20 protein-coding genes are annotated in these 21,350 nt (G+C 65.4%); 16 read left to right on the plus strand and 4 right to left on the minus strand.

Annotated elements, in window-relative coordinates; genetic code table 11:
• Positions 1-9 precede the first annotated feature (9 nt).
• The gene (locus tag EDF28_RS05835; RefSeq protein WP_123937475.1) at positions 10-1,236 is read right to left on the minus strand and encodes an MFS transporter; all 1,227 of its coding nucleotides are present in this window, start codon (positions 1,234-1,236) and stop codon (positions 10-12) included.
• A 54-nt stretch (positions 1,237-1,290) separates the two neighbouring features.
• On the opposite strand from EDF28_RS05835, the gene EDF28_RS05840 reads away from it, so the two are divergent.
• On the plus strand, positions 1,291-2,139 hold the full coding sequence (locus EDF28_RS05840) for a helix-turn-helix domain-containing protein (protein ID WP_123937476.1): 849 nt from the start codon (positions 1,291-1,293) through the stop codon (positions 2,137-2,139).
• Here the strand turns inward: EDF28_RS05840 and EDF28_RS05845 are convergent.
• Positions 2,052-2,525 (minus strand): hypothetical protein, encoded by a 474-nt coding sequence (locus EDF28_RS05845; RefSeq protein WP_123937477.1) that lies wholly within the window; start codon positions 2,523-2,525, stop codon positions 2,052-2,054. The two genes, EDF28_RS05840 and EDF28_RS05845, sit on opposite strands and share 88 nt — an antisense overlap.
• Before the next feature lie 124 nt (positions 2,526-2,649).
• Between EDF28_RS05845 and EDF28_RS05850 the strand changes: the two genes are divergently transcribed.
• The 3 genes from EDF28_RS05850 (at position 2,650) to EDF28_RS05860 (ending at position 4,463) form a co-directional block, all read left to right on the plus strand.
• On the plus strand, positions 2,650-3,273 hold the full coding sequence (locus tag EDF28_RS05850) for a TetR/AcrR family transcriptional regulator (RefSeq protein ID WP_123937478.1): 624 nt from the start codon (positions 2,650-2,652) through the stop codon (positions 3,271-3,273).
• Positions 3,274-3,529: 256 nt separating this feature from the next.
• A complete protein-coding gene (locus EDF28_RS05855) occupies positions 3,530-3,991 on the plus strand; it encodes a GNAT family N-acetyltransferase (RefSeq protein ID WP_123937479.1) in 462 nt (153 codons plus the stop codon).
• A gap of 28 nt (positions 3,992-4,019) precedes the next feature.
• Positions 4,020-4,463, plus strand: a complete 444-nt coding sequence (locus tag EDF28_RS05860; RefSeq protein ID WP_123937480.1) for a hypothetical protein — start codon at positions 4,020-4,022, stop codon at positions 4,461-4,463.
• 5 nt (positions 4,464-4,468) lie between these two features.
• Here the strand turns inward: EDF28_RS05860 and EDF28_RS05865 are convergent, their stop codons facing one another.
• Positions 4,469-5,767 carry a PP2C family protein-serine/threonine phosphatase gene (locus EDF28_RS05865; RefSeq protein WP_123937481.1) on the minus strand — a complete coding sequence of 433 codons (1,299 nt, stop codon included), beginning with the start codon at positions 5,765-5,767 and terminating at the stop codon, positions 4,469-4,471.
• 216 nt (positions 5,768-5,983) lie between these two features.
• Here EDF28_RS05865 and EDF28_RS05870 point away from each other — a divergent pair, with 216 nt between their 5' ends.
• Positions 5,984-6,802, plus strand: a complete 819-nt coding sequence (locus EDF28_RS05870; protein ID WP_221182539.1) for a DUF5067 domain-containing protein — start codon at positions 5,984-5,986, stop codon at positions 6,800-6,802.
• A gap of 58 nt (positions 6,803-6,860) precedes the next feature.
• Here the strand turns inward: EDF28_RS05870 and EDF28_RS05875 are convergent, their stop codons facing one another.
• Positions 6,861-7,583, minus strand: coding sequence for a CPBP family intramembrane glutamic endopeptidase (locus EDF28_RS05875; RefSeq protein WP_123937482.1), 723 nt, complete (start codon positions 7,581-7,583; stop codon positions 6,861-6,863).
• Between the two features lie 158 nt (positions 7,584-7,741).
• On the opposite strand from EDF28_RS05875, the gene EDF28_RS05880 reads away from it, so the two are divergent.
• The 11 genes from EDF28_RS05880 (at position 7,742) to EDF28_RS05925 (ending at position 21,325) form a co-directional block, all read left to right on the plus strand.
• Positions 7,742-9,184 carry a polysaccharide biosynthesis tyrosine autokinase gene (locus EDF28_RS05880; protein ID WP_123937483.1) on the plus strand — a complete coding sequence of 481 codons (1,443 nt, stop codon included), beginning with the start codon at positions 7,742-7,744 and terminating at the stop codon, positions 9,182-9,184.
• Positions 9,185-9,269: 85 nt separating this feature from the next.
• On the plus strand, positions 9,270-10,160 hold the full coding sequence (locus tag EDF28_RS05885; RefSeq protein ID WP_148086810.1) for a hypothetical protein: 891 nt from the start codon (positions 9,270-9,272) through the stop codon (positions 10,158-10,160).
• On the plus strand, positions 10,157-11,632 hold the full coding sequence (locus EDF28_RS05890; RefSeq protein ID WP_260154546.1) for a sugar transferase: 1,476 nt from the start codon (positions 10,157-10,159) through the stop codon (positions 11,630-11,632). The genes EDF28_RS05885 and EDF28_RS05890 overlap by 4 nt, the downstream gene beginning before the upstream one ends.
• A gap of 47 nt (positions 11,633-11,679) precedes the next feature.
• Positions 11,680-12,453 carry a WecB/TagA/CpsF family glycosyltransferase gene (locus EDF28_RS05895; protein ID WP_123937486.1) on the plus strand — a complete coding sequence of 258 codons (774 nt, stop codon included), beginning with the start codon at positions 11,680-11,682 and terminating at the stop codon, positions 12,451-12,453.
• Positions 12,454-12,509: 56 nt separating this feature from the next.
• The gene (locus EDF28_RS05900; protein WP_185094144.1) at positions 12,510-13,544 is read left to right on the plus strand and encodes a glycosyltransferase family 4 protein; all 1,035 of its coding nucleotides are present in this window, start codon (positions 12,510-12,512) and stop codon (positions 13,542-13,544) included.
• Between the two features lie 567 nt (positions 13,545-14,111).
• Complete coding sequence (locus EDF28_RS19175) at positions 14,112-15,395, plus strand: lipopolysaccharide biosynthesis protein (protein ID WP_185094145.1); 1,284 nt, start codon at positions 14,112-14,114, stop codon at positions 15,393-15,395.
• Complete coding sequence (locus tag EDF28_RS19695; protein ID WP_185094146.1) at positions 15,392-16,444, plus strand: glycosyltransferase; 1,053 nt, start codon at positions 15,392-15,394, stop codon at positions 16,442-16,444. Before EDF28_RS19175 ends, EDF28_RS19695 begins: the two co-directional genes overlap by 4 nt.
• 93 nt (positions 16,445-16,537) lie before the next feature.
• Entirely contained in the window at positions 16,538-17,812 is a 1,275-nt protein-coding gene (locus EDF28_RS05910) for an O-antigen ligase (RefSeq protein ID WP_185094147.1), read from the plus strand.
• A 386-nt stretch (positions 17,813-18,198) separates the two neighbouring features.
• Positions 18,199-19,059, plus strand: coding sequence for a glycosyltransferase (locus EDF28_RS05915; RefSeq protein ID WP_123937490.1), 861 nt, complete (start codon positions 18,199-18,201; stop codon positions 19,057-19,059).
• A gap of 266 nt (positions 19,060-19,325) precedes the next feature.
• On the plus strand, positions 19,326-20,354 hold the full coding sequence (gene gmd, locus EDF28_RS05920; protein WP_123937491.1) for a GDP-mannose 4,6-dehydratase: 1,029 nt from the start codon (positions 19,326-19,328) through the stop codon (positions 20,352-20,354).
• A complete protein-coding gene (locus EDF28_RS05925) occupies positions 20,354-21,325 on the plus strand; it encodes a GDP-L-fucose synthase (RefSeq protein ID WP_123937492.1) in 972 nt (323 codons plus the stop codon). Before gmd ends, EDF28_RS05925 begins: the two co-directional genes overlap by 1 nt.
• The last annotated feature ends 25 nt before the right edge of the window (positions 21,326-21,350 follow it).

Consider the following 21,350-nt stretch of genomic DNA (forward strand, 5'->3'; position numbering starts at 1 on the left):
GACGCTGCGCTACCGGCGGAGCACGTGACGGTCGCGGCTCGCAGCGGCACCGGCCACGAACTGGAGCACGAGCAGGACGAGCAGCACCACGATCGGCACGGTCCAGCCCCCGGTCGCGGTGTGCAGCAGGCCGAGACCGAGCGGCCCGAGGCCCGCCAGCAGGTACCCGATGCCCTGCGCCATCGTCGACACGTGGGCGGTGTGCCGGGCATCGGGGGAGCGCCACACGATGTAGCTCAGCGACAGGCTGATCGCGCCGCCCTGCCCGAGGCCGAGCAGCGTCATCCACGCCCAGGCGCCCGCGGCCGGCGCGACGAGGAGTCCGGCGAACCCGGCGGCGCAGAGCACCACGACGACGAGCACCGGCAGCCAGGTCGGGCGCAGGCGTCGGGCGATCGCCGGCCCGGTGATGCCGGTCAGGATCCCCGGCAGGCTCGAGTAGGCCAGCATCAGGCCGGCAGTGTGTGCCGAGACGCCGGCGTCCTGCAGCACGGTCGGCACCCACGTCAGGAACGCGTAGTACGACAGGCTCTGCAGCCCCATGAAGCCGGTCACCGCGATCGCCACGGGGTCGCGGAGCAGCCGCGCGAAGGTCGGTTCGTCGGCGGCACCCGCGCCGGTGGCACGGGTCGGGGTGTCCGGGCGCTGCAGCGCTCGCGGCAGCCACACCACGAACGCGATCGCCGCCGGGATCGCCCAGAACGCCAGCGCCGGACGCCACGACCCGGCGAACACGGCCATCAGCGGGACGACGGCCGCCGAGGCGATCGCCGCACTGAGGAACAGCGCCGTCGAGTACAGGCCCATCATCAGCCCGACCCGGTGTGCGAAGTCGCTCTTGATCGCGGCCGGCATGCAGACGTTCGCCACCGCGATCGCCGCTCCGGCCAGGACCGTGCCGCCGTAGAGGGCCCAGCCGTGCGGCTCGAGCCGGAGCGCGATGCCGATCGCCAGCACCGCCATCGTCAGGCCGAGCAGCCGGTGCAGGCCGATGCGCCGACTGAGCACCGGGGTCAGGAACGCGAACGCCCCGAACGCGAACACCGGGATCGTCGTGAGCAGGCTCGCCGCCGACGGGGACAGCCCCAACGACCGCTCGATCGCCCCGAGCACCGGCCCGACCGAGGCCACGCCCATCCGCAGGTTGATCGCGATGAGCAGCAGGCCTGCGCCGACGTACCAGCCGGCGAGGAGCCGCGGGCTGGTGGTCGTGACGGGGATCGAGGCGGTGGTCATGGGTCGATCCCACCACTGCTCGCCACCGGCCCGGAACACGTAGACTGCCGCCCGATGTCGAATTCCAGCCAGGTGCCGGTCGACGCGCGGACCGTCGACCTGCGCACCGAGGCCGCCTTCGCCTTCGCGCACGCCGAGACCGTCCCGACGCACACGCACCCGCTCGGTCACCTGGTGCACGCCGCCTCCGGCGTGCTGTCGCTCATCACCGACGACGGCGCGTGGATCGCGCCGCCCAACCGCGTCGCGTGGGTGCCGGCCGGTGCCGAACACCGGCACCGGGCCCACGGGGCGACCGACATGCGGGTCGTGTTCCTGTCGGCGGACGCAGCCACGGGCCTCCCGTCCGGTCCGGCGGTGCTCGCCGTCTCGGCGCTGGCCCGGGAGGCACTGCTCGCGTTGACGACGGACGCTCGCCGTTCCGAGACGGCGATCGAGCACCTGCGGGCGGTCGTCGTGGACGAGCTCGCGTCCGCGCCGGAGCAGCCGCTGCACCTGCCGCAGCCGCGGGATCCGCGGCTGCGGCAGGTGGTGCGCGAGGTCGAACGGGACCTGACCCGGCCGCGCGGACTCGGCGAGCTGGCGCGCGAGGTCGGCGTGGGCGAGCGGACGCTCAGCCGCCTGTTCCGGCAGGAGACCGGGATGGGATACCGGCAGTGGCGGTTGCAGCTGCGGGTGCACCGGGCGCTCGTCCTGCTTGCAGGCGGGGCCTCGGTGACCGACGTCGCGGCGGCGTGCGGATGGGCGACGACGAGTCAGTTCATCGACCAGTTCACGCCGCTCGTGGGCATGACGCCCGGGGTGTACCGGCGGCGTCAGCCGGTGGCGAGCGGGTCGGCGGCGCCGGGGACGACGAGTTGCCAGACGCTGTCGTCGTCGTCGGGGTCGGCCTTCGTCAGGTAGAGGCGGAAGCGGCCCTCGTCCGCGAGGACGTCGCCGTCGAGGTACTCGACGGGTTCGCCGCTCGTCGTGCACTTGTCCGACGTGCTGACGACCTCGATGGTGGTGCCGGGGGCGTCACCCTTGGCGACCTTCGTGACCTCGGCGTCGTGGACGTCGTAGACGCCGCCGAGCTCGACCGTGCGGTCGGTCCTCGTGACCCGGGCGTCGACGACCAGGTCGGCGGCGTCCCGGCGCTCGGCCGCCGTCAGGGGGACGTAGTCGATGCAGGAGCTCACGGAGGTCCCCGGCCCGATCCCCTGGATCCGGCCATCGGCGCCGCACCCCGCGAGCACGCCGCTCGCGAGCACGGCCACCACCACGACCGGCACGATCCGTCCCCAACCCATGGGATGAGTATCGCTCGCACGCTGCTCCGTCGGGAGCACCGTGACCGGATCGTGCTGGTCCGATATGCGAACAGGACCCGTTCGGGGGCTTTGGCGGGACGCGTGTGCCTGGTGTGGTGAATGCATGCACATCGAAACGCCGGATCCGGCGTCGCTCCGCTCGACGGTCGTCGAGGGGATGATCCGCGCGCTCCGGGCCCGCCCGCTGCACGAGGTGAACCCGGCCGTCGTCGCGGCCGAGGCCGGAGAGTCGGTCGACGTCGTCGACCAGACGTTCCCGAGCTGGGACGGCCTGCTCCTGGCGACGATCGACCGCTGGAACGACCAGCGCACCACGCCGCTCATGCCGCTCGCCGAACAGCACGGCACCGTGCCGTTCCTGCGTGCGATCGTCACCGCCAACATCGCCGACCCGTCGCTCATGCGGTTCCTCACCGCCAGCCTGAACATCGCCGCCTCGCCGGAGCACCCGCTGGCGCCGATGCTGCACTCCCGCTGGCGACGGTTCCACGCGTTCGTGCAGCACTCCCTCGAGCGGGACATCCTGCTCGGCCGGGAGCCGCGGACCATGGAGCCCGCACGTGGTTCCGAGCAGCTGCTCGCGACCTACGAGGGGCTGCAGCTGCAGTCGATGGTGCGGCCGGAGATGGACCTGCTGGAGTCCTTCGACCGGGCCGTGACCCGCCTGCGCGAAGGATGGTCGCGGACCTACGTCGCGCCCGTCTGGGACCTCGACCTGGTGAGCTGACCCGGACCCTCGTGGGCTGACCCAGACCTCGTGGGCTGACCCAGACCTCGTGGGCTGACCCAGACCCACCACAGACCACGGACGCTAGGGCGTCCGAGGGCAGACGCAGCCGTCTGCATGCGAGACCGCTCGATTCGGGTTCGAGCGGAAGCGCACCCACCGTGCCGCCGCTCGATTCGGGTTCGAGCGGCGGCACGCACACCGACCACCCACGTGGCACCGCGACGACGCCGTGCCGGCGAGGAACGCACAGCACATGCAGCACCTGACGATCTCGGTCGCGGCCGAGCCCTTCGACCTCGAGGACGCCGTCCGGCTGCGCGCCGCGGCCCGGATCGAGGTCGACCGGATCTACGGGCGGTCCGCCGACACCGGACGGCCGCTCACCGGGGCGACCGCCGCCGTGCACGTCATCGCCCGCGACCCCTCGGGCCTGGCGCTCGGAACCGGATCGCTCAGCGCCGCGGGGGACGGGGTCTTCGAGATCCGCCGGCTGTTCGTCCGACCGGACTCCCGCGGGCAGGGCGTCGGCGACCTGCTGGTGCTCGAACTGCTCGCGCAGGCCGAAGAGCTGCAGGCACCGGCGGTCGTGGCGGAGATGGGGGTGCTGCAGCCGCACGCGGCCGCGCTGCTCGTCCGGAACGGGTTCGTGCGGATCCAGCCGTTCGGGCCGTACCGCGAGGACCCCGAGTCGGTCTGCTTCTCGCGGGCGCTCTGAGGCGGAGTCGCTGGGCTACGGTCGAGACATGGGGAACGACGACGTGGCCGGGCAGCAGCGGCGGGACCGGAACCGGTGGTGGCGCTGGTGCGCCGGCGGGTTCGTGCTGTCGCTCGTGCTGCTGCTCCTGCTGGGGCAGTGGTTCCCGGTGAGCGCCGGGGTCCTCGTCGGCTGGTTCGTGCTCGCGACCTCGGGCTGGTCACTGCCGACTGGCCGTCCGCGCCTGGGCAGCCCCGTCGCCACGTTCGTGCTGTCGACGATCACGGTCATCGGGGTGAGCTTGCTGGTCGGTGCCATCGTGCCGAACCGGGGCGACGGTGACCTTCGCATCGAGGGGATCGTCCTCGGGGCCGTGCTCACCGCGGTCGGTGTGACGTGGGGGATCGTCGTGGCGAAGCGGTTCTCGCGGCGGCAGGTCGATGCCGAGGTCGAGCGGTTCCGGCGCGAGCAGGAGTCACCGGTCGACGACTGACCTCGTCACGTGCGCTCCTGGCGCGCCGGGTGGGCGGGCAGCGCGGAGGTGTCAGCTGGTACCGGTGCTCGTCGGATCGCGATCACCGTCACGTCGTCGTCGTGCGCGACCTCGTCCGCCCGCGCGGACAGTGCCGCCACCAGCGCCGTGGGTTCGGAGCCGCAGGCCCGTGCGAGATCGGCGACCGCGTCGACGGTGTCCTCACGCCCGCCGAACAGGTCGAGCACGCCGTCACTGAACGAGATGAGCAGGTCGCCGGTGTCGAGGAACCCCTCGGTCGTCGCCCACTCGTCGCGGAGCCCCATCCCGAGCGGGAGGTCGCTCGACCGGAGCCGATCGACGGCGCCGTCCGACCGGAGCACCAGGCTCAACCCGTGGCCGGCGTCCGCCCACCGGAAGGTCCCGTCGGTGGAGATGCGCGCGTGGAACAGCGTGGTGAAGGTCACGTCGGTCGCGCTGCCCTCGGCCGCGAGCCCGTCGGCCGCCCGCAGGAGCGCCTCGGACGGGTCGTCGACGGTGCGGGCACTGCGGACCGTTGCCCGCACGGCCGCTGCGATCAGCCCCGCCCCCACGCCCTTGCCCATCACGTCACCGAGGCTGACGGCGATCCCGGTGTTCGTCTCGTACCAGTCGAAGAAGTCACCACCGACCGACTTCGCCGGCAGGCAGGCGCCCGCCACCGCGACGTCCGCGCCCAGGTGGTCGGTCGACGTCGGGAGCAGCGACCGCTGAACGGCGGCGGCCCGGTCGATCTCCGCGCGCACGCGTTCCTCGCCCAGTCGGGCAGCGCGGACGTTGCGCCGCGCTCGCCGCGAGAGTTCCTGCACGACCGCCGCGACCGTCCCGAACACGATCACGGTGACGCCGAGACGGACCAGCTCGCTCGCACCGGGCACGTTCGTCGGCGTCAGGAAGTAGGGCGCCATGATCACGAGCGTCACGCCCAGCGCCGCGTACACGACGGTCAGGCGCCCTCGCAGGGACCCGCACCAGACGACCGGCAGGACGGTGAGTGAGGTGAAGACGGAAGCACTTGCGCCCGTGCTGGTCCGGAACAGTGCGATCGCCACGAAGTCGAGCACCAGCAACGCCGGCACGAGTCCGACGGAGTGCGGCAACGCCAGTGCCACCGCAGCCACGACCGTCGCGACGCCGGTGACCGCGAGGCTCGCGACGAACAGGCCGTCGTCCGTCACCTGGAGCGACGGCACCGTGATGCTCAGGACGGCTCCGAGCGCCAACAGCGCACTCAGGGGAGCCTGCCGGGCGAGGGGGCTCTCGAGGATGCTGGTTGGGCGAGACATTCGAGAAGGACGTTACCGGTCGGGGCGGCTCATCGTGCGGTGCGATGGACGAACGGTCGCAGTGTCTCGTCGGTTCTTCGACGTGCGGGGGCGTGCGGCAATGCGGACCTCCGCAATGTTCTCGGGTCGAGAACCGTGAGAGGCCGCTCAGTCGATACTCTCCTGATCGCGTTGCTACCCGAGCAACACTCATCACGTATCTAGCCAGGAGACTCCGTGTCCGACACCACCTACTCGGCGGCACCCCACCAGCCGGTAGCACCGCAACCCCCGCAGCGCGCCGCTGGCAACGGATTCGGGATCGCCTCGCTGATCCTCGGCATCCTGACGATGGCGGGCTTCGCCATCCCGTTCTTCAACTACGTCACGATCGCCACGGGCGTCGTCGGAGTCGTCCTCGGGATCATCGGTCTCGTCATCAAGTTCCGCCCGCGCAAGGCTGCGGTCGCCGGGCTGATCCTCTCCGGCCTGGGGCTCGTCCTGTCGATCATCCTCGCGGTCGTCTACACCGCGATCTTCGCTGGTGCCGCAGAAGCGGTCAGCAAGGCGACGGTTCCGCCCGCCGGGACGTCCGCGTCAGCGGCTCCGGCTGACAGCGCCGCTGAGGACACGTCGAGCTCGACGGCCTCGTTCAAGGACGGTGTCCTGACCACGTCCGAGATGAAGATCCAGATCACGAGCCACCGCGTCATCCCGGTCGGCCAGCCCGGCAACGAGTACGGCACCAAGCCGGTCATCGCGATCGTCTACACGACGACGAACCTGACCGACAAGGCGATCAACCCCACCTTTGCCTGGATCGGCTCGTTCGAGGCGTTCCAGGACAACGACCCGAACGCGGTCAACAAGCTCGACATCGGTTCCACCCCGGGCGACCAGTACCTCGACTCGCAGACGGAGGACATCAAGAACGGTGGCACCGTCGAGAACGCGGTCGCCTACGAGCTCGACGACGAGACGACGCCCGTGAAGCTCACCGCAAGCGAGAGCCTCTTCACCGACGACCTCGGGTCCGTCACCTACGAACTGAAGTAGTCCCCTCACGACAACGGGCCGGCCTCTTCGGAGACCGGCCCGTTTTCGTCTTCGCTCATCAGCGCGGCCAGGTGAGCACGACCGCCACGGTGTTGAACAGGACGTGCGCCAGGATCGCCCCGCCGATGCGTCCGGTCATGGCAACGAGCGTCCCCGTCAGCAGGCCGAGCACCAACGTCGTCACGAAGACCTCGAAGCCCGCGACCGACGAGGTGGTCGTGCTGATCGCGAGGTGCATCAGCGCGAAGGCGAGCGCGGTCACCAGCACCGCGAGGAACCGCGTGCGCGGCGTCAGCTCGGCCGACAGCCGACGCTGCATGACGCCACGGAACACGATCTCCTCGAGCACCGGACTGACCAGGCACACCCCGATCGCCGAGACCACGAGCAGCAGCACGTCCGGGGTGCCGAGGGTCGGCTGCGGCGTGAGCCCGGTCGCACCGAAGAACGCGACCGACAGCACGGCGTCGAGCCCGCGGCACACGACGACGATGCCGATCGCCGCGACGACGTCGGCCCATCCGAGCCCGAGCCGCCGCACGAGGACGGCCGGGCTGGACTTCCGGAGCACCCACCCGACACCGAGCACAAGCGGCACCCACACCGCCAGGTCGGCGGCGAGCACCTGCGTGATCGGCGCGGGCAGACCCCCAGTCCGGGCGACGCCACCGACGATGCGGGACAGCAGCACGGCGACCAGGAGCGCGATCACGATGACCTGCAGGTCCCGCACCGCCGAGGAAGGGCGGGCGGCGGCGGGCACGTCCGGTTCGGGCTGCATGTCGACACCGTACGGGACACGCGGCGAGACGAAGCGTCGGTCGACCCGAGTGAGTCTCATCCATGTGGCAGTATTTCCATGCCGACCGCTGGGACAATCCTGGCCGACCTGCGACAGGGAAATTGCAGGACACGGCGACATTCGGGGAAGGGTGCCGCGTGGAGCTACGCGACTACATCGCAGTGTTGCGCAAGGGATGGGTCTTCATCCTGGTGCTGGCACTGGTCGGGGTGGCCGCTGCGGCGGGCTTCTCACTGCTCAAGCAGCCGGTGTACTCCGCCTCGGCGCAGGTCTTCGTCTCGACAGAGACGAGCGGGAGCGCGAGCGATCTCGCCCAAGGCAATACCTTCACGCAGCAGCGCGTGCTGACCTACTCCAACCTCGTGTCGACGCCGATCGTGCTCCTGCCGGTGATCTCCAGCCTGAAGCTCGACATGACGTCGGACGAGCTCGCCGAGATCGTGACGTCCGATGCGCCCCTCAACACCACGCTGATCTCGATCACCGTGAACGACACGAACGCGAAGCAGGCCGCCGACATCGCGAACGCGACGTCGGAGAGCCTGACCAACGTCGTCGAGAGCATCGAGGCCACCGACGCCGACGGTACGAGCACCGTCAAGCTCACCCGCGTGAAGGAAGCCCAGGTCCCGAGCGCGCCGGTCAGCCCGAACGTGCCGGTCAACGTGGTGCTCGGTCTGCTCGTCGGGCTCGCACTCGGCGTCGGCGTCGCCGTCCTGCGCGAGACGCTCGACAACCGCGTGCGCTCCGAGTCAGACGTCGAGAAGATCAGCGAGAAGCCGGTCGTCGGCGGGATCGCCTACGACAGCAAGGCCTCGGAGCGCCCGCTCATCGTGCAGGTGGACCCGCGCAGCCCGCGCGCCGAGTCCTTCCGCACACTCCGCACGAACCTGCAGTTCCTCGACCTCGGCACCGGCTCGCGCACCTTCGTGATGACCTCCTCCGTCGAGTCGGAGGGCAAGAGCACCACGGTCGCGAACCTCGCCATCGCGCTCGACAGCGCGGGCTTCCGGGTGATCCTCATCGACGCGGACCTCCGGCGCCCGAAGGTCGCCACCTACATGGACCTTGAGGGCAACGCCGGCCTGACCGACGTGCTCATCGGACGAGCGACCGTCGAAGACGTCGCCGTCCCGTGGGGCCGAGGCAACCTGGTCGTGCTGCCGGCCGGCCAGATCCCGCCGAATCCATCTGAGCTCCTCGGTTCCCGCGCGATGCAGGACCTGATCGCCGGCCTGGAGCAGCAGTTCGACTACGTCCTGTTCGACGCCCCGCCCCTGCTGCCGGTCACGGACGCCGCGATCCTTTCGAAGAAGGCCTCCGGCGCGATCGTCGCCGTCGCCTCTGGCCGTACCCACAAGGGCCAGCTCGCCGGCGCGGTCAGCGCGCTCGAGAACGTCGGTGCCCCGATCGCCGGCTTCGTCATGACGATGATGCCGACCAAGGGACCGGGTGCGTACGGCTACGGCCGATACGGCTACGCGTACGGGTACGGGTACGGCCTGCAGGACGATGACGACGCGACCACCCCGAAGCCCCCGAAGCGCGGCCGGATCGGCGCCTTCCGCGGAGCCGAGTGATGACGGCGGTTCCCGCGTGAGTCGCCGCCGAGGTACCCGAAGCCTCGGCCGCGTCTTCTCGCGCCGCCTACTCGTCTGGGTCGCCGTGGCCGTCGTCGTCCTGGTGATCGTCGACGTGCTGCTCGTCGCCCTTGCGCTCGCGCGCACCGCGCCCTCCTCCAACGGCACCACGGGCCCCGTCCCGACCTTCTCCAACACGCCGATGCCGATGTCGACGCCGTCCACGTCCGTGAAGCCGTCCGGATCCGCAACGGCAGATCCCGCAGGGATGGTCGCGCCCGCCCGCCGTCTGCTGTCCGCAGTCGACAGCCTGGAGGCATGGCGCGCCTCCAGTGGGATGTGTGACGGAACCGACGGGGTGCTGGAACACACCGTGGACGGCGGGGCCACGTGGACTCGCGTCGATCTCGGGACCGAGACCGGTGCGGTGCTGGCGCTGCGCGCCGGCAACGCGACCATCTCCGTCATCGTCGGCACGGGCGACGAGTGCACGCCGACGGTTCAGACCTCGACCGATGACGGAGTGACCTGGCAGCCGGGCATGGTCGGGGCCGCGGGGGCAGGTATCGGACCCGACGGCCTCATCCTGTCCTCCGGCACCGTCGACTCCCCATGTGCCGACCCCGTCGAAGCGTTCCAGGGGGAGCGGACCACCGCTGTCGTGTGCGACGGAGCAGTCCAGTGGCGCACCGGCTCATCGGCTTGGGTCGAGGTACCCGTCAAGGGTGTCCGCTCACTCGCGGTGAACGGCAGCAGCTACACGCTCGCTCGCAGTGGGGCGGACGTCTGCGACGGCGTGCAGATCGTGTCGATACCCGCGAGCGGTGTGACCGCGGCGACGACGGTCACTCCGCTCGGATGCGCCGACGATACCGATGGGGACGACCCAATCGTCCTCACTCGCGCCGGAGCGGACGTCTGGCTCTGGGCTGGTGACGACGTGCTCGTGTCGAGCGACGGCGGTGTGACGTGGTGAACCGACAGACCGACCGTGCGGCCGAGCCACGCACGATCGAGGCGTCGACGACGGACTGGAGCCGCGCCTACAGTCGGCGAGTCCTGTTCACCGACTTCCTCGTCCTGTTCTGGGTCGTCTTCGGTGTCCAGATCGCATGGCTCGGAATCGACTCAAACCTGGCGGCGAACGAGAATGATCTGCGACTGAGCTACACCGGTATCTCGGTGGTCGTCATCCTCCTCTGGCTCGCGGCCCTGGCGGTCTACGAGACTCGTGGTGCCCGCGTCCTGGGCGTCGGGAGCGTCGAGTACCGGCTCGTTGCCGACTCGAGCATCAGGGTCTTCGGGATCCTGGCCATCGCGGCCTTCCTGTTCCACATCGATCTCGCGCGCGGGTACGTCCTCATCGCCTTCCCGGTCGGCATCGCCTTCCTGTTGCTCTCACGGTGGATGTGGCGTCAATGGCTGGTCGCGCAGCGACAGGCCGGCAGGTACTCCGCGAAGGTGCTGCTTGTAGGGTCGATCCCCAGCGTCCTGCACATCGCACGCGAACTCGCTCGCACGCCGGAGGCCGGCTACCGGGTGCTCGGAGCCGCGGTGTCGAGCGGTCACGTCGGAGAACTGCCTGGTTCCTCGATCCGCAGCTACGGCGGGTTCGACGACCTGCACGCAGCGCTCGCGGAGAGCGGCGCCGACACCGTCGTCATAACCAGCGCTGACGACCTTCCCCCGGAACGAGTCCGTGAACTGAGCTGGACCCTCGAACCGGGAAAGCAGCACCTCGTGGTCGCGCCGAGCCTGACCGACATCGGTGGTCCGCGCATCCACACGCGCCCGGTGCAGGGCCTTCCGCTGATCCACGTCGAGACTCCGACGTACGAGGGGCGGAAGCTCTACACGAAGCGCGCCTTCGACATCGTCGCGTCCTCGCTCCTCATCGTCTTGCTCTCGCCCGTCTTCCTCGTGCTCGCCATCGTCGTCAAGCTCAGTTCACCGGGCCCAGTGCTGTTCCTGCAGGAACGCGTCGGCCTGAACGGCAAGCAATTCCGCATGATCAAGTTCCGCTCGATGGTCGTCGGCGCCGAAGAACGGGTACAGGAACTCAGCGCGCTCGACCGGGCCGAAGGTAACGCCGTGCTCTTCAAGATGAAGAGCGACCCCCGCGTCACGCGTGTCGGTGGCTTCATGCGCCGGTTCAGCCTGGACGAGCTCACACAGTTGTTCAACGTGCTGGCCGGAAGCATGTCCCTCGTCGGGCCTCGGCCACCGCTGCAACGCGAGGTCGAACGCTACGACCTCCACGTCCATCGTCGGTTCTTGGTGAAGCCAGGGATAACGGGCCTTTGGCAAGTCAGCGGCCGCTCGGATCTTTCTTGGGAGGACTCGGTGCGTCTTGACCTCTACTACGTCGAGAACTGGTCCATCGTGGGCGACGTCGTTTTGCTGTGGCGCACGGTGCGCGCGGTGACGACTAAAGACGGTGCCTATTGATCGTGTAGCGGACGCCTGATCGCCATAATCCCTCAAAGAAAGCAATAATGCTCGAGAATAGCCCGTCCTCGCTTTCCGCACTTCCTCGTCGGCTGCTCGGGGGCTTGCCCGTTATCGCTGCGTCGCCCGAGCTAGCGGCCACAGCTGTCATTCATTCGTCTCAGGCAGAGCCGCGCCGCGGGGCCGCTGTGCACCTAATCAACGCCTACTCCATCGCCCTTGCGCAAAAGGATCTGGCTTTCCGAGACTCCCTTTCCCGAGACGCGCACAACTTCCCGGACGGCAAGCCGCTCAGCTGGGTGACGAGGCTAACGCGCCAGCGACTCTCGCAGGTTCGTGGTCCGCAGTTCTTCCAGGATGTGCTCGACAAAGGCCGGGCGTCCGGAGTCCGACACTTCTTGCTCGGCGGGTCTGACGAGTTGCTGGTGGCGCTGCGAAGAAACCTCGAAGTCAAGTACCCGGGTCTCACGATAGCCGGAACACACAGCCCGCCCTTCCGGCCGCTGACGGCGGCAGAGGTGGCCTCGCAGGACAAACTCATTCTGGAGGCTGACGCCGACATCGTGTGGGTCGGACTCGGGACGCCAAAGCAGGACCATGAGGTCCAGCGCTTGGCCTACTCACTCCCCGTCGTCGCGTGTGCTGTAGGTGCTGCCTTCGACTTCGCTGCGGGCACAAAGCGTGAGGCACCGACGTGGATGACTCGGGTGGGTATGGAGTGGTTATTCCGACTGCTGTCGGAACCCAGGCGACTATGGAAGCGATACCTGATCGGCAATTTCATCTTCGTCATGGCGGTAGTTGGGAATAGGAGACGATGAAAGTCCACCCGACCGTCGTCATTAGCCAAGTGCCACCACCCACGCACGGCTCAACTTTGATCACCAAGATCCTCCTCGAGGTTCTAGCAGAGTTGGGCGAGGCGCCAGTCCTGATCGACAGGCGATTCAGTCGTGAGATCGGCGAAGTTGGTGCGCTCTCGGCACGCAAAATTGCGGCGGCCCCCGCTCTGGCGGTGCGTCTGATTCTAGTACTGCTGAAACGACCGCGATTCTGTGTGTTTTTCTGCACAAACCGCTCGTTCTCGTTTCTTGTCGATGTCGTTCTCGGCGAACTCTTGCGATTTTTCCGCATACCGACTGTGAACTATATTCACACGCGTGGGTACTCGGAACTCGCTGAGCGAGGTCGTATCTGGCGATTCCTCGTTTCCCGGCTGCTGCGGGGAGCAATTGCCAACGTCTGCCTCGGTGAAACACTCAAGGCTGATTTGCTCCCGTTCGTCGCAGAAGGGACGATCTCGGTGGTCAAGAACACGGTAGAAGTGCCCCCTCCGGAAGCTGGTATGCGTCAGCGGGGGCATATCCTGTTCCTTTCGAACCTACTGGAGGAGAAGGGTGCGGACGTTTTTGTCGAAATGGCGATCGAAATGTGCGGAATCTCTCCTGATCGGAGATTCTCGTTGGTTGGGGCACCCGTGGATGATGGTCTATTGGCGGAACTTCGCGAACGCGTGAGAAAATCGGGGCTCTCGGGCCGAATCGTTTTTCTCGGACCGCTTTTCGGGGCAGAAAAGTGGAATGCTCTCGCGTCGGCAGAGGTGTTGGTCTTCCCGACGCGCTATCGGTTTGAAGCGCAACCACTAACCATCATCGAGGCGTTCAGCGTCGGAGTGCCGGTCGTTGCCACGAACATTGGTTCGATCGGCGATCTAGTGGAAGACGGGGTGAACGGGTGGCTGGTCGCTGAGGCCAATGTCAATTCCGTAAAGGAGGCCGTCTTGAAAGCCACAAGCGAGCCAGCAACCTCAGACCGATTGGCCGTCGGCGCACGTCGCACATTTGAGCAGATGTATTCTCGAGAAGTCTTCCGCGCAGAATGGTCCCGTGTCATCGCGGGCATGAGGAAGTGACAGAATGAAGAAACTCGAGAGGTCGTCGGGCGCAGGGACACCGGAAGAGGAAGCGGCGCTTGCTTCCTTCCGCTCTGCCGCGGGATTTCGCCGGGCGCTTCGCGCTGACATTCGGGCCAATCGACGCGATTTGAAGTCGCAGTTTGTAATGGTCGGTTTTCGTGTTTGTCAGTTCTTGATGCACGACCGAGTACAACCCCGATTGCGATCGTTGCCGGCCGTTGCGCTTTACCGCTTCGCCACCGAGTTCGTCCTCGGCATCGAGCTGCGGCCGAGGACTAGGGTTGGACCTGGGCTAACGATATATCACGGCTTCGGACTGGTCGTAAACGACCATGCTCTGATCGGCTCCGGGGTCACGTTGCGCAACGGCGTAGTCATTGGCCACCAGCGACCAGGCGAAGGCGCGCCCTTCATCCGTGACGGGGTGAACGTCGGAGCAGCGGCCCTCATCATAGGAGCGCTCACGGTTGGACGAAGCGCTCAGGTCGGAGCTGGTGCCGTGGTCGTTCGAGATGTTCGTGACGGCGATACTGTCGTCGGAAACCCAGCGCGGAGTCTAGCCCGATGAGCACCGGCAACGAGACGCCGTCTCGGCGAGAAGTGAATCGAAGTGCCCGCGGCATGGCTGCGCGGGTGGCCCTCTTTGGGTCTTCGACTGTAATTTCCGGCCTGACCGCCGTCGTTGCAATCCCCATCACGGTTCGCTACGCCGGAGTGGATGTTTGGGCAGACGCAGCGGTAGGCATGTCGGTGGGTGCGATTGTTGCGACGATCGTGTCGCTCGGCTGGCCGATTACCGGCATCTCCGCAGCCGCTTCGTTAGCCGAGACTGATCGTGGGATCTTCTTTGCATCCTCTGTTTCTTCCCGAACTCTCCTGATGCTACCGGGAATCGTGGCGGCGGCGGTGGTTGCAATGCTCCTGGCCCCCAATTCAGCTCTGATAGCCGTTCTCGCGGCACTTACGCTCGCACTACAAGGATTGAATTCCAATTGGTATTTTGTTGGAGCAAATGATCCGGTGGGCATCCTGTTATGCGATGCGCTGGTCCGTGCGGGCGTGCTTGGGATTGCGGCGATCACGATCATGCTCACCTCAAATCCAGTTGTTTTCTTTACAATTCAACTGGTAGGAGGCGTGCTCTCGATTGCTTGTGCTTTCGTTCGTGTGGGCACACAAACCCACCGAAACCCATTGGGCAAGCTTGGTATTCGGGCGGGTATCCAAGCGTCTCGTAATCAGGTCCACGGCTCCGTGACCGCAACTGTGGCAACGCTCTATCAGTCATTACCGCTGATAGTGGTTTCCGCGTTAGCGCCGTCGGTAACGGGCGTATACGCAATATCCGATCGGCTACTCAAACTCTCGAATACAGCCGGACAGCCATTCATTCAGGTAATCCAGGGTTGGATACCGGCGAGTTCACAGAATCTAGATCGACGGATAGTTAAGGGCTGCTCGATAGCTCTTGGGCTCGGGGTTGTAAGCGGAAGTCTTTTGTTTGGCCTTGGTCCAGGTGCGTCTGCTCTCCTTACCGACAACAAAGCGGTTGCGTCCTTCGCTCTAATGCTACCGATTGGGATCGCGCTGGCCGCAACACTGTTCTCGCAATGTTTGGGCGTGGCAAGTCTCGTGCCCCTCGGTGGAATTAGCGCCGTGTCTCGGTCGGCGATTGCAGGGGCTTGCATCGCGGCGGTCGGCCTAGTCGTCCTAGTTCCAGTTTATGGGGCGAACGGTGCGGCTTGGAGTGTGGCCATTTCAGAGGTTCTGGTTGTGGCGTACCAAGCCATTGCGCTTGGACTGAGGCTGAGAGCCCGTTCGGCAGGACGAAAGGGGGCTGCTTCTTGAATCGGCTCGCGCGGTCTACCGCAGTTACGGTTTCGTACGGGGCGCGAGCGGACCTCCTGATCGCGACAGTTGTGAAAGTCTTGGAGGCCGGCGTGACTAACGTCATTGTCGTGGACAACGGTTGCAGTGCGTCGAGCAGAGCGCGTGTTGTCGCAGAATTCGCGGGTGATGCCCGAGTTTTCATATCCGAACCAGCTCCGAATCGTGGTTCTGCCGTCGGCTTTGGGGATGGTATCCAGATTGCGCTGAAGCAAGGCGCCGAATACCTTTGGCTACTTGACGACGATAATTGGGTGCATCCAAATGCGTTGTATGAACTCACCCGTCGCGCGCAACTGCTACCGGCAGGTTCCGCACTCTGCTCACTCCGGACTTCTGACGTTCTCCAGTATCGAGTAGCCCAGGGCGAACCCGCGAACGCAGTCTATCCCCAGCCGGGTGATTTCTTCGGCATCGACCTTACTCGGCGGTTCTTATATCGAGGAAATCGCCGACAATGGCGCGGGTTAGCTGGCAAACGCGCAGAACAGCTGCACCTAGGGCTGAGCGTGCCGTTTGCTCCGTACGGGGGTTTCTTTGCACACTCGTCAACTTTCGAGAAAATCGGTCTCCCAGATAGGGAGTTCTATCTTTACGAGGACGACACGGATTACACCGAGAGACTGACTCGAGAGGGGGGCAGAATCCTTCTTGTAGCGAGTTCGATCATCGACGATGGTGACGGGAAATGGATTGACGGCGAAGAGCGTTCCGGTATCTCTAGGCTTCTTATGGCCTCTGATGTCAGGCGGCTGCGCTTCGCTACACGGAACAGAGCCCGTGTAGATTTCGAGCGAGCACGTCGTTTCGGTCGCAGTGGCCGGGTGAGAATGAACTTTATAGTTTTCTCATCGGCGGTATTGTGGCGAGGGCTAACGTTGAGACGTTTTGGACGTGGGGTGACAATCGTTGAGTGCCTCCTAAAAGGTCTCCGTCTCGCGATTGAGTCGGGCAGACGGGCCAGGCAAGCGGAAGTTCCGTTATCTCGGAAACGCCCTGATCTCCGATGAGCCCGCGGCTACTACTGGTGGGGCATGTACATGAAACTGTCGGGGTTGAGAGCCTCCGGACCCGAATCGCGCCGAGGCTGCTATCGTCAACTCGTGGCACCTGAGAAGCTGAGACCGCGGATCCCGATCGCGTTAGCAATATCGGTCGGCTTCCTCGTGGTACAGGACACGTTGAACACGATCTTTCACATTCAGGGCGGCGTAACGGTTCTTCTTGCGGGCGCCCTTGCAATCATCGTGGCGTCCACGGCCGCGTCGGACCACAGTGCGCTCTCTATGCGTGCTGTGCCTTTATCGATGCAACTTTTTCTCGTCTGGGCAACGACACGTTTCGTGATGGAACCTTCCGAGATTGGGTTGCAGAATCTACTTGTCTGGTTTATCTTTCCTGCTACAGTTGCGGTGGTTTACTCACGTGGTGAGCAAGGGACCTTCGAGCGAATCTACCCGTGGTGGAGAGGTGCTGCCTTCGTGGCAGCATTGATCTATCTCATGGAAGTTGTGCTAGACGGTGTAGGCGCGGGCACTTTTCCATACTCAGCCAGGGGTGTCGGCTGGGTGTGCACCATAGCGCTTGTAACGGTTCTTCCAGTTACCGTCGTTCGTCGCGGATCATGGTGGCCGACGATTGCGTTAGTTGCCGCGATTACCTTGTCCCTTTCCCGTGCTTCTCTTGCAATTGCAGCGGTCTTGCTGATTGTGGTGGCGGCAACCCGTCCTTGGCGCGGAGTTCGTCCCTCGGCCAGTCGCGTGGCTGTGCGCGTAGTGGTTATGGTTGCGGCCGTAGGGTCGATTGCGTACATATTAGTCTCTCGTGTCCCCGCAATACGGGACCGGTTCACAGATGGAGATGGCTTCTCCGTCGGTGGGATCGAAATCAATTCCTCCGGCAGATCTGTGCTGTGGTCGCTGACGATCGAGCAGTGGAAACTCTCCCCGTGGTTGGGGAACGGCCCCGGATCGGCGCAAACCATGATTTCGGGCCTATTCCCCGGGTGGATCGCGCATCCGCACAATGAGTATCTACGTTTTCTGGACGATACTGGCATCATCGGGCTTGCGCTTTGGGGGCTTGGTATGAGCAGTTTGCTAGTGCGCGCGGCGCGCGCCGTGATTCGCACTTCCGATGTACAGGACAGGGCTCTGCACGTTGGAGCCTTGCTGTCGATGCTCGTGTTGCTCCTGGGGTCCATTACGGACAACGTGATGATCACGGTATACACGGTGATGATCGCTGGGTCGGTGATAGGGCTAAGTTTGCGCCGCGATCAGGATGCGAAGCTGAGGGCCGTCTGGGCCAACCGCGAGGCTTCATGCCGGGGGGATCGAACGATGGGTTCCGATTCTGGAGGCGGTTTGTCCGCGTGAGTCCCTGACGGAGAAGTCAGGGATGGCGGAGCCGACTCGTACAGAGGCTGCGAATTAGCCGCTGCCGATGCAAGCGAGGTCTTTCGTTCAGGCCCTCCGCAGTGCTGCCAGGGGGCCTCACGAGCGCTTGTGTCTCGATTGAATCAGCCGACGGGGTCGAAGATTCGTGCGACGGGTGTCGGACTGCGGTTCCAGATATTGATACCCCGGCGGCTAACTCTGCATGGTCTTTTGTTGAGCGCCCGGGTCGACTCTCGAGCGAGCTGCAATTGTTGCCGGATTGGTCCCAATGTGCTCGATTTCGTTGGTTGAGATACTCTCGATCTGCTATAGAATACGTTGCATGTGGCCGGATCTCGGCGTAGAGCGAGCGGGAGGAGTTTTTCATGGAGCTGTCTGTCCTTATCCCAGCGCGTAATGCGGCCGAGACGATCGAACGCAGTGTGCTGTCGACATTGCGGGCACTCCCGGACGATTCGGAAGTCGTCGTGCTCGATGATGGAAGCATCGACGACACATCCGAGCGCGCTCGCGGTGTGAAGGACCGTCGCCTTCGGGTCATTACGTCTGACTCCGGCTCGGGAGTTGCGGCGGCACTTAACCGATTAGTGGATGAGTCAAGTAGCAGGCTGATTGCGAGGATGGACGCTGATGATGTTGCTCTGCCGGGCCGCTTCAAGACGCAGATCGCCGCCCTTTCGCGATCGGTGGACATTGTCTTCGGGGGTGTCATTCACTTCGGTTCCAAGTTGAGGTATCCGTACCCCTCGCCCCCGTTCGCGATATCCCCGGCCGCCTTTCCAATCGCGCTTCTGATTGAGAATCCGGTTGCTCATTCAACGATGGTCGCCAGTAGGGCTGTCATTACTGATCTCGGCGGCTATAGGGAATGCCTAGCCGAAGACTACGATCTGTGGATGCGTGCCGCGGCAAGCGGGTTTCGTCTTTCAAGGTTGTCAAATCCGGTACTCGGTCTTCGCAGGCACAACGGCCAAGTCACGGCGGACGGTAGCTGGGCGGAACGCGCTGCGGTCGAGCCTGAATGGCAGGAGTCCTACGCTTCCCTCGCAGCGGAGCAGGGCCTAATTGATGACACGCCGGCTACGCGTCTCCGGCTCCGTTCAGAGACGTCGCTGAGGTCCAAGCGCTTTCTGATCCAGCCCGAACTCTCCGCCGCTGTCCGTCACTTGAACGTTCGCGATAGGATTGCCCTCGCGTTTCTGAGACGACGGGCTGAAAGGCAGTAGTAGTTCACTCGACGGTAGCGACGAAGTGTTGGACCATTGTGATGAATTTTTATTCAAACGAGGGCGAGCCGGGGCTCTGATCAGCGATGCTTAATGACGGGGGTGGTTTGGGTTAGGCTCAAGCTATCGATTTGCCCGATGCGATATGGCCGGAGTCCGGGCGACCTGCGGGTATTTTTCGTTGTGCATTGGCCGCGGGGGGCTGGACAGGCGCTAGGGTCGAATGACCTGCTGGCCGAGGGCCGGCGACGACGAAACGAGCAAGGTTGAACAAGCGCGCGCTCATCACGGGGATCACCGGACAGGACGGCTCCTACCTGGCCGAACTGTTGCTCCGCAAAGGTTACGAGGTTCACGGTCTCATCCGCCGGGCCTCGACGTTCAACACATCGCGCATCAATCACCTCTACGTGGACCCGCACAACCCAGAGGCGAAGCTGTTCCTGCACTACGGCGACCTGGGCGATGGGGCGCGGCTGGTGAGTCTCATCGGCGCGCTGAAGCCGGACGAGGTCTACAACCTGGCCGCGCAGTCACACGTGCGTGTCTCGTTCGATGAACCGGAACACACCGGGGACGTGACAGGTGTCGGTTCGATGCGGATGTTGGAAGCGGTGCGCATGTCTGGAATCCACACGCGCTTCTACCAGGCGTCGTCGTCGGAGATGTTCGGAGCGACCCCGCCGCCGCAGAACGAGGAGACTCCGTTCTGGCCGCGTTCCCCTTACGGAGCCGCGAAGGTCTACAGCTACTGGGTCACCCGCAACTACCGCGAGGCCTACGACATGTACGCGGTCAACGGGATCTTGTTCAACCACGAGTCACCGCGTCGCGGTGAGACCTTCGTGACGCGCAAGATCACCCGCGCAGTTGCTCGGATCAAGGCCGGGCGCGAGCAGTTCGTGTACCTCGGCAACCTCGACTCCGTTCGCGACTGGGGATACGCGGCGGAGTACGTCGAGGGCATGTGGCGGATGCTCCAGGCCGATGAGCCCGAGGACTTCGTCCTGGCGACCGGCGGCAACTTCACCGTCAAGGACTTCCTCGAGACAGCGTTCTCGCATGCCGGGTTGAACTGGGAAGACCACGTCAAGTTCGATGAGCGGTACCTCCGGCCTTCCGAGGTGGACGCACTCGTCGGCGATGCATCGAAGGCCAAGGAGAAGCTCGGCTGGGAAGCGACGGTCGATACGGCCGAGCTCGCGCGGATCATGGTCGATGCGGACATCGAGGCGCTCAAATGTGAAGGCCGACCGTGGATCGACAAGGTCAAGCTCGCCAGTTGGGAGTCCTGATGCCCGAAACGAACTTCGCCGCCGGTCCGCTTGATCGTGCAGCGCGTGTGTACGTCGCCGGACATCGCGGCCTCGTCGGCTCCGCAGTGTGGCGGCGGCTCGAGGGTGAGGGCTTCACCGACCTCGTCGGCCGAACGTCGAGCGAGCTCGACCTGAAGGACCGCGACGCTGTCTTCGCCTTCTTCGCCGGGCAGAAGCCGAAGTACGTGGTCCTCGCCGCCGCGAAGGTCGGCGGGATCATGGCGAACAACACGTTCCCGCACGACTTCCTCAGCGAGAACCTGCAGATCCAGGTCAACGTCATGGATGCGGCCGTCGAGCACGGCACCGACCGCTTGATGTTCCTCGGCTCGTCGTGCATCTACCCGAAGTTCGCCGAGCAGCCGATCCACGAGGACTCCCTGCTGACGGGGCACCTCGAGCCGACGAACGACGCGTACGCCATCGCGAAGATCGCCGGCATCATGCAAGTGCAGGCAGTCCGCCGCCAACACGGGCTGCCGTGGATCTCGGCGATGCCCACGAACCTGTACGGGCCCGGAGACAACTTCTCGCCGACCGGCTCGCACGTGCTGCCTGCGCTGATCCGTCGGTACGACAAGGCCGTGCGCGACGGCGCCGACAAGGTCGAGAACTGGGGGACCGGTTCGCCACGCCGCGAGTTCCTGCACGTCGACGACTTGGCAGCCGCCGTGTTGCACCTCATGGAGCACTACGACGGCCCGGAGCAGGTCAATGTCGGCACGGGCTCGGACGTCACCATCAAGGAGATCGCCGAGACGATCGCGAAGGTCGTCGGATTCAACGGTGAAACTGTCTGGGACACCTCGAAGCCGGACGGCACGCCGCAGAAGCTCCTGGACGTCTCGAAGCTCGGTGACGCCGGCTGGCGCGCCGGGATCGGTCTCGAGGACGGCCTGCGCAGCACCATCGACTGGTACCGAGAGAACGTCGACCACATCCGCGAGTGACGCGGACCGCCCGGCCGGGCACGGC

Source organism: Curtobacterium sp. PhB137, assembly GCF_003814955.1.
Taxonomy (GTDB): Bacteria; Actinomycetota; Actinomycetes; order Actinomycetales; family Microbacteriaceae; genus Curtobacterium.

Bases quoted from the DNA above. Each gene is read 5' to 3' on its own strand.
- EDF28_RS05835 (WP_123937475.1), bottom strand. From the start codon at position 1,236: ATGACCACCGCCTCGATCCCCGTCACGACCACCAGCCCGCGGCTCCTC.
- EDF28_RS05840 (WP_123937476.1), top strand. From the start codon at position 1,291: ATGTCGAATTCCAGCCAGGTGCCGGTCGACGCGCGGACCGTCGACCTG.
- EDF28_RS05845 (WP_123937477.1), bottom strand. From the start codon at position 2,525: ATGGGTTGGGGACGGATCGTGCCGGTCGTGGTGGTGGCCGTGCTCGCG.
- EDF28_RS05850 (WP_123937478.1), top strand. From the start codon at position 2,650: ATGCACATCGAAACGCCGGATCCGGCGTCGCTCCGCTCGACGGTCGTC.
- EDF28_RS05855 (WP_123937479.1), top strand. From the start codon at position 3,530: ATGCAGCACCTGACGATCTCGGTCGCGGCCGAGCCCTTCGACCTCGAG.
- EDF28_RS05860 (WP_123937480.1), top strand. From the start codon at position 4,020: ATGGGGAACGACGACGTGGCCGGGCAGCAGCGGCGGGACCGGAACCGG.
- EDF28_RS05865 (WP_123937481.1), bottom strand. From the start codon at position 5,767: ATGTCTCGCCCAACCAGCATCCTCGAGAGCCCCCTCGCCCGGCAGGCT.
- EDF28_RS05875 (WP_123937482.1), bottom strand. From the start codon at position 7,583: ATGCAGCCCGAACCGGACGTGCCCGCCGCCGCCCGCCCTTCCTCGGCG.
- EDF28_RS05895 (WP_123937486.1), top strand. From the start codon at position 11,680: ATGCTCGAGAATAGCCCGTCCTCGCTTTCCGCACTTCCTCGTCGGCTG.
- EDF28_RS19175 (WP_185094145.1), top strand. From the start codon at position 14,112: ATGAGCACCGGCAACGAGACGCCGTCTCGGCGAGAAGTGAATCGAAGT.
- EDF28_RS05915 (WP_123937490.1), top strand. From the start codon at position 18,199: ATGGAGCTGTCTGTCCTTATCCCAGCGCGTAATGCGGCCGAGACGATC.
- EDF28_RS05925 (WP_123937492.1), top strand. From the start codon at position 20,354: ATGCCCGAAACGAACTTCGCCGCCGGTCCGCTTGATCGTGCAGCGCGT.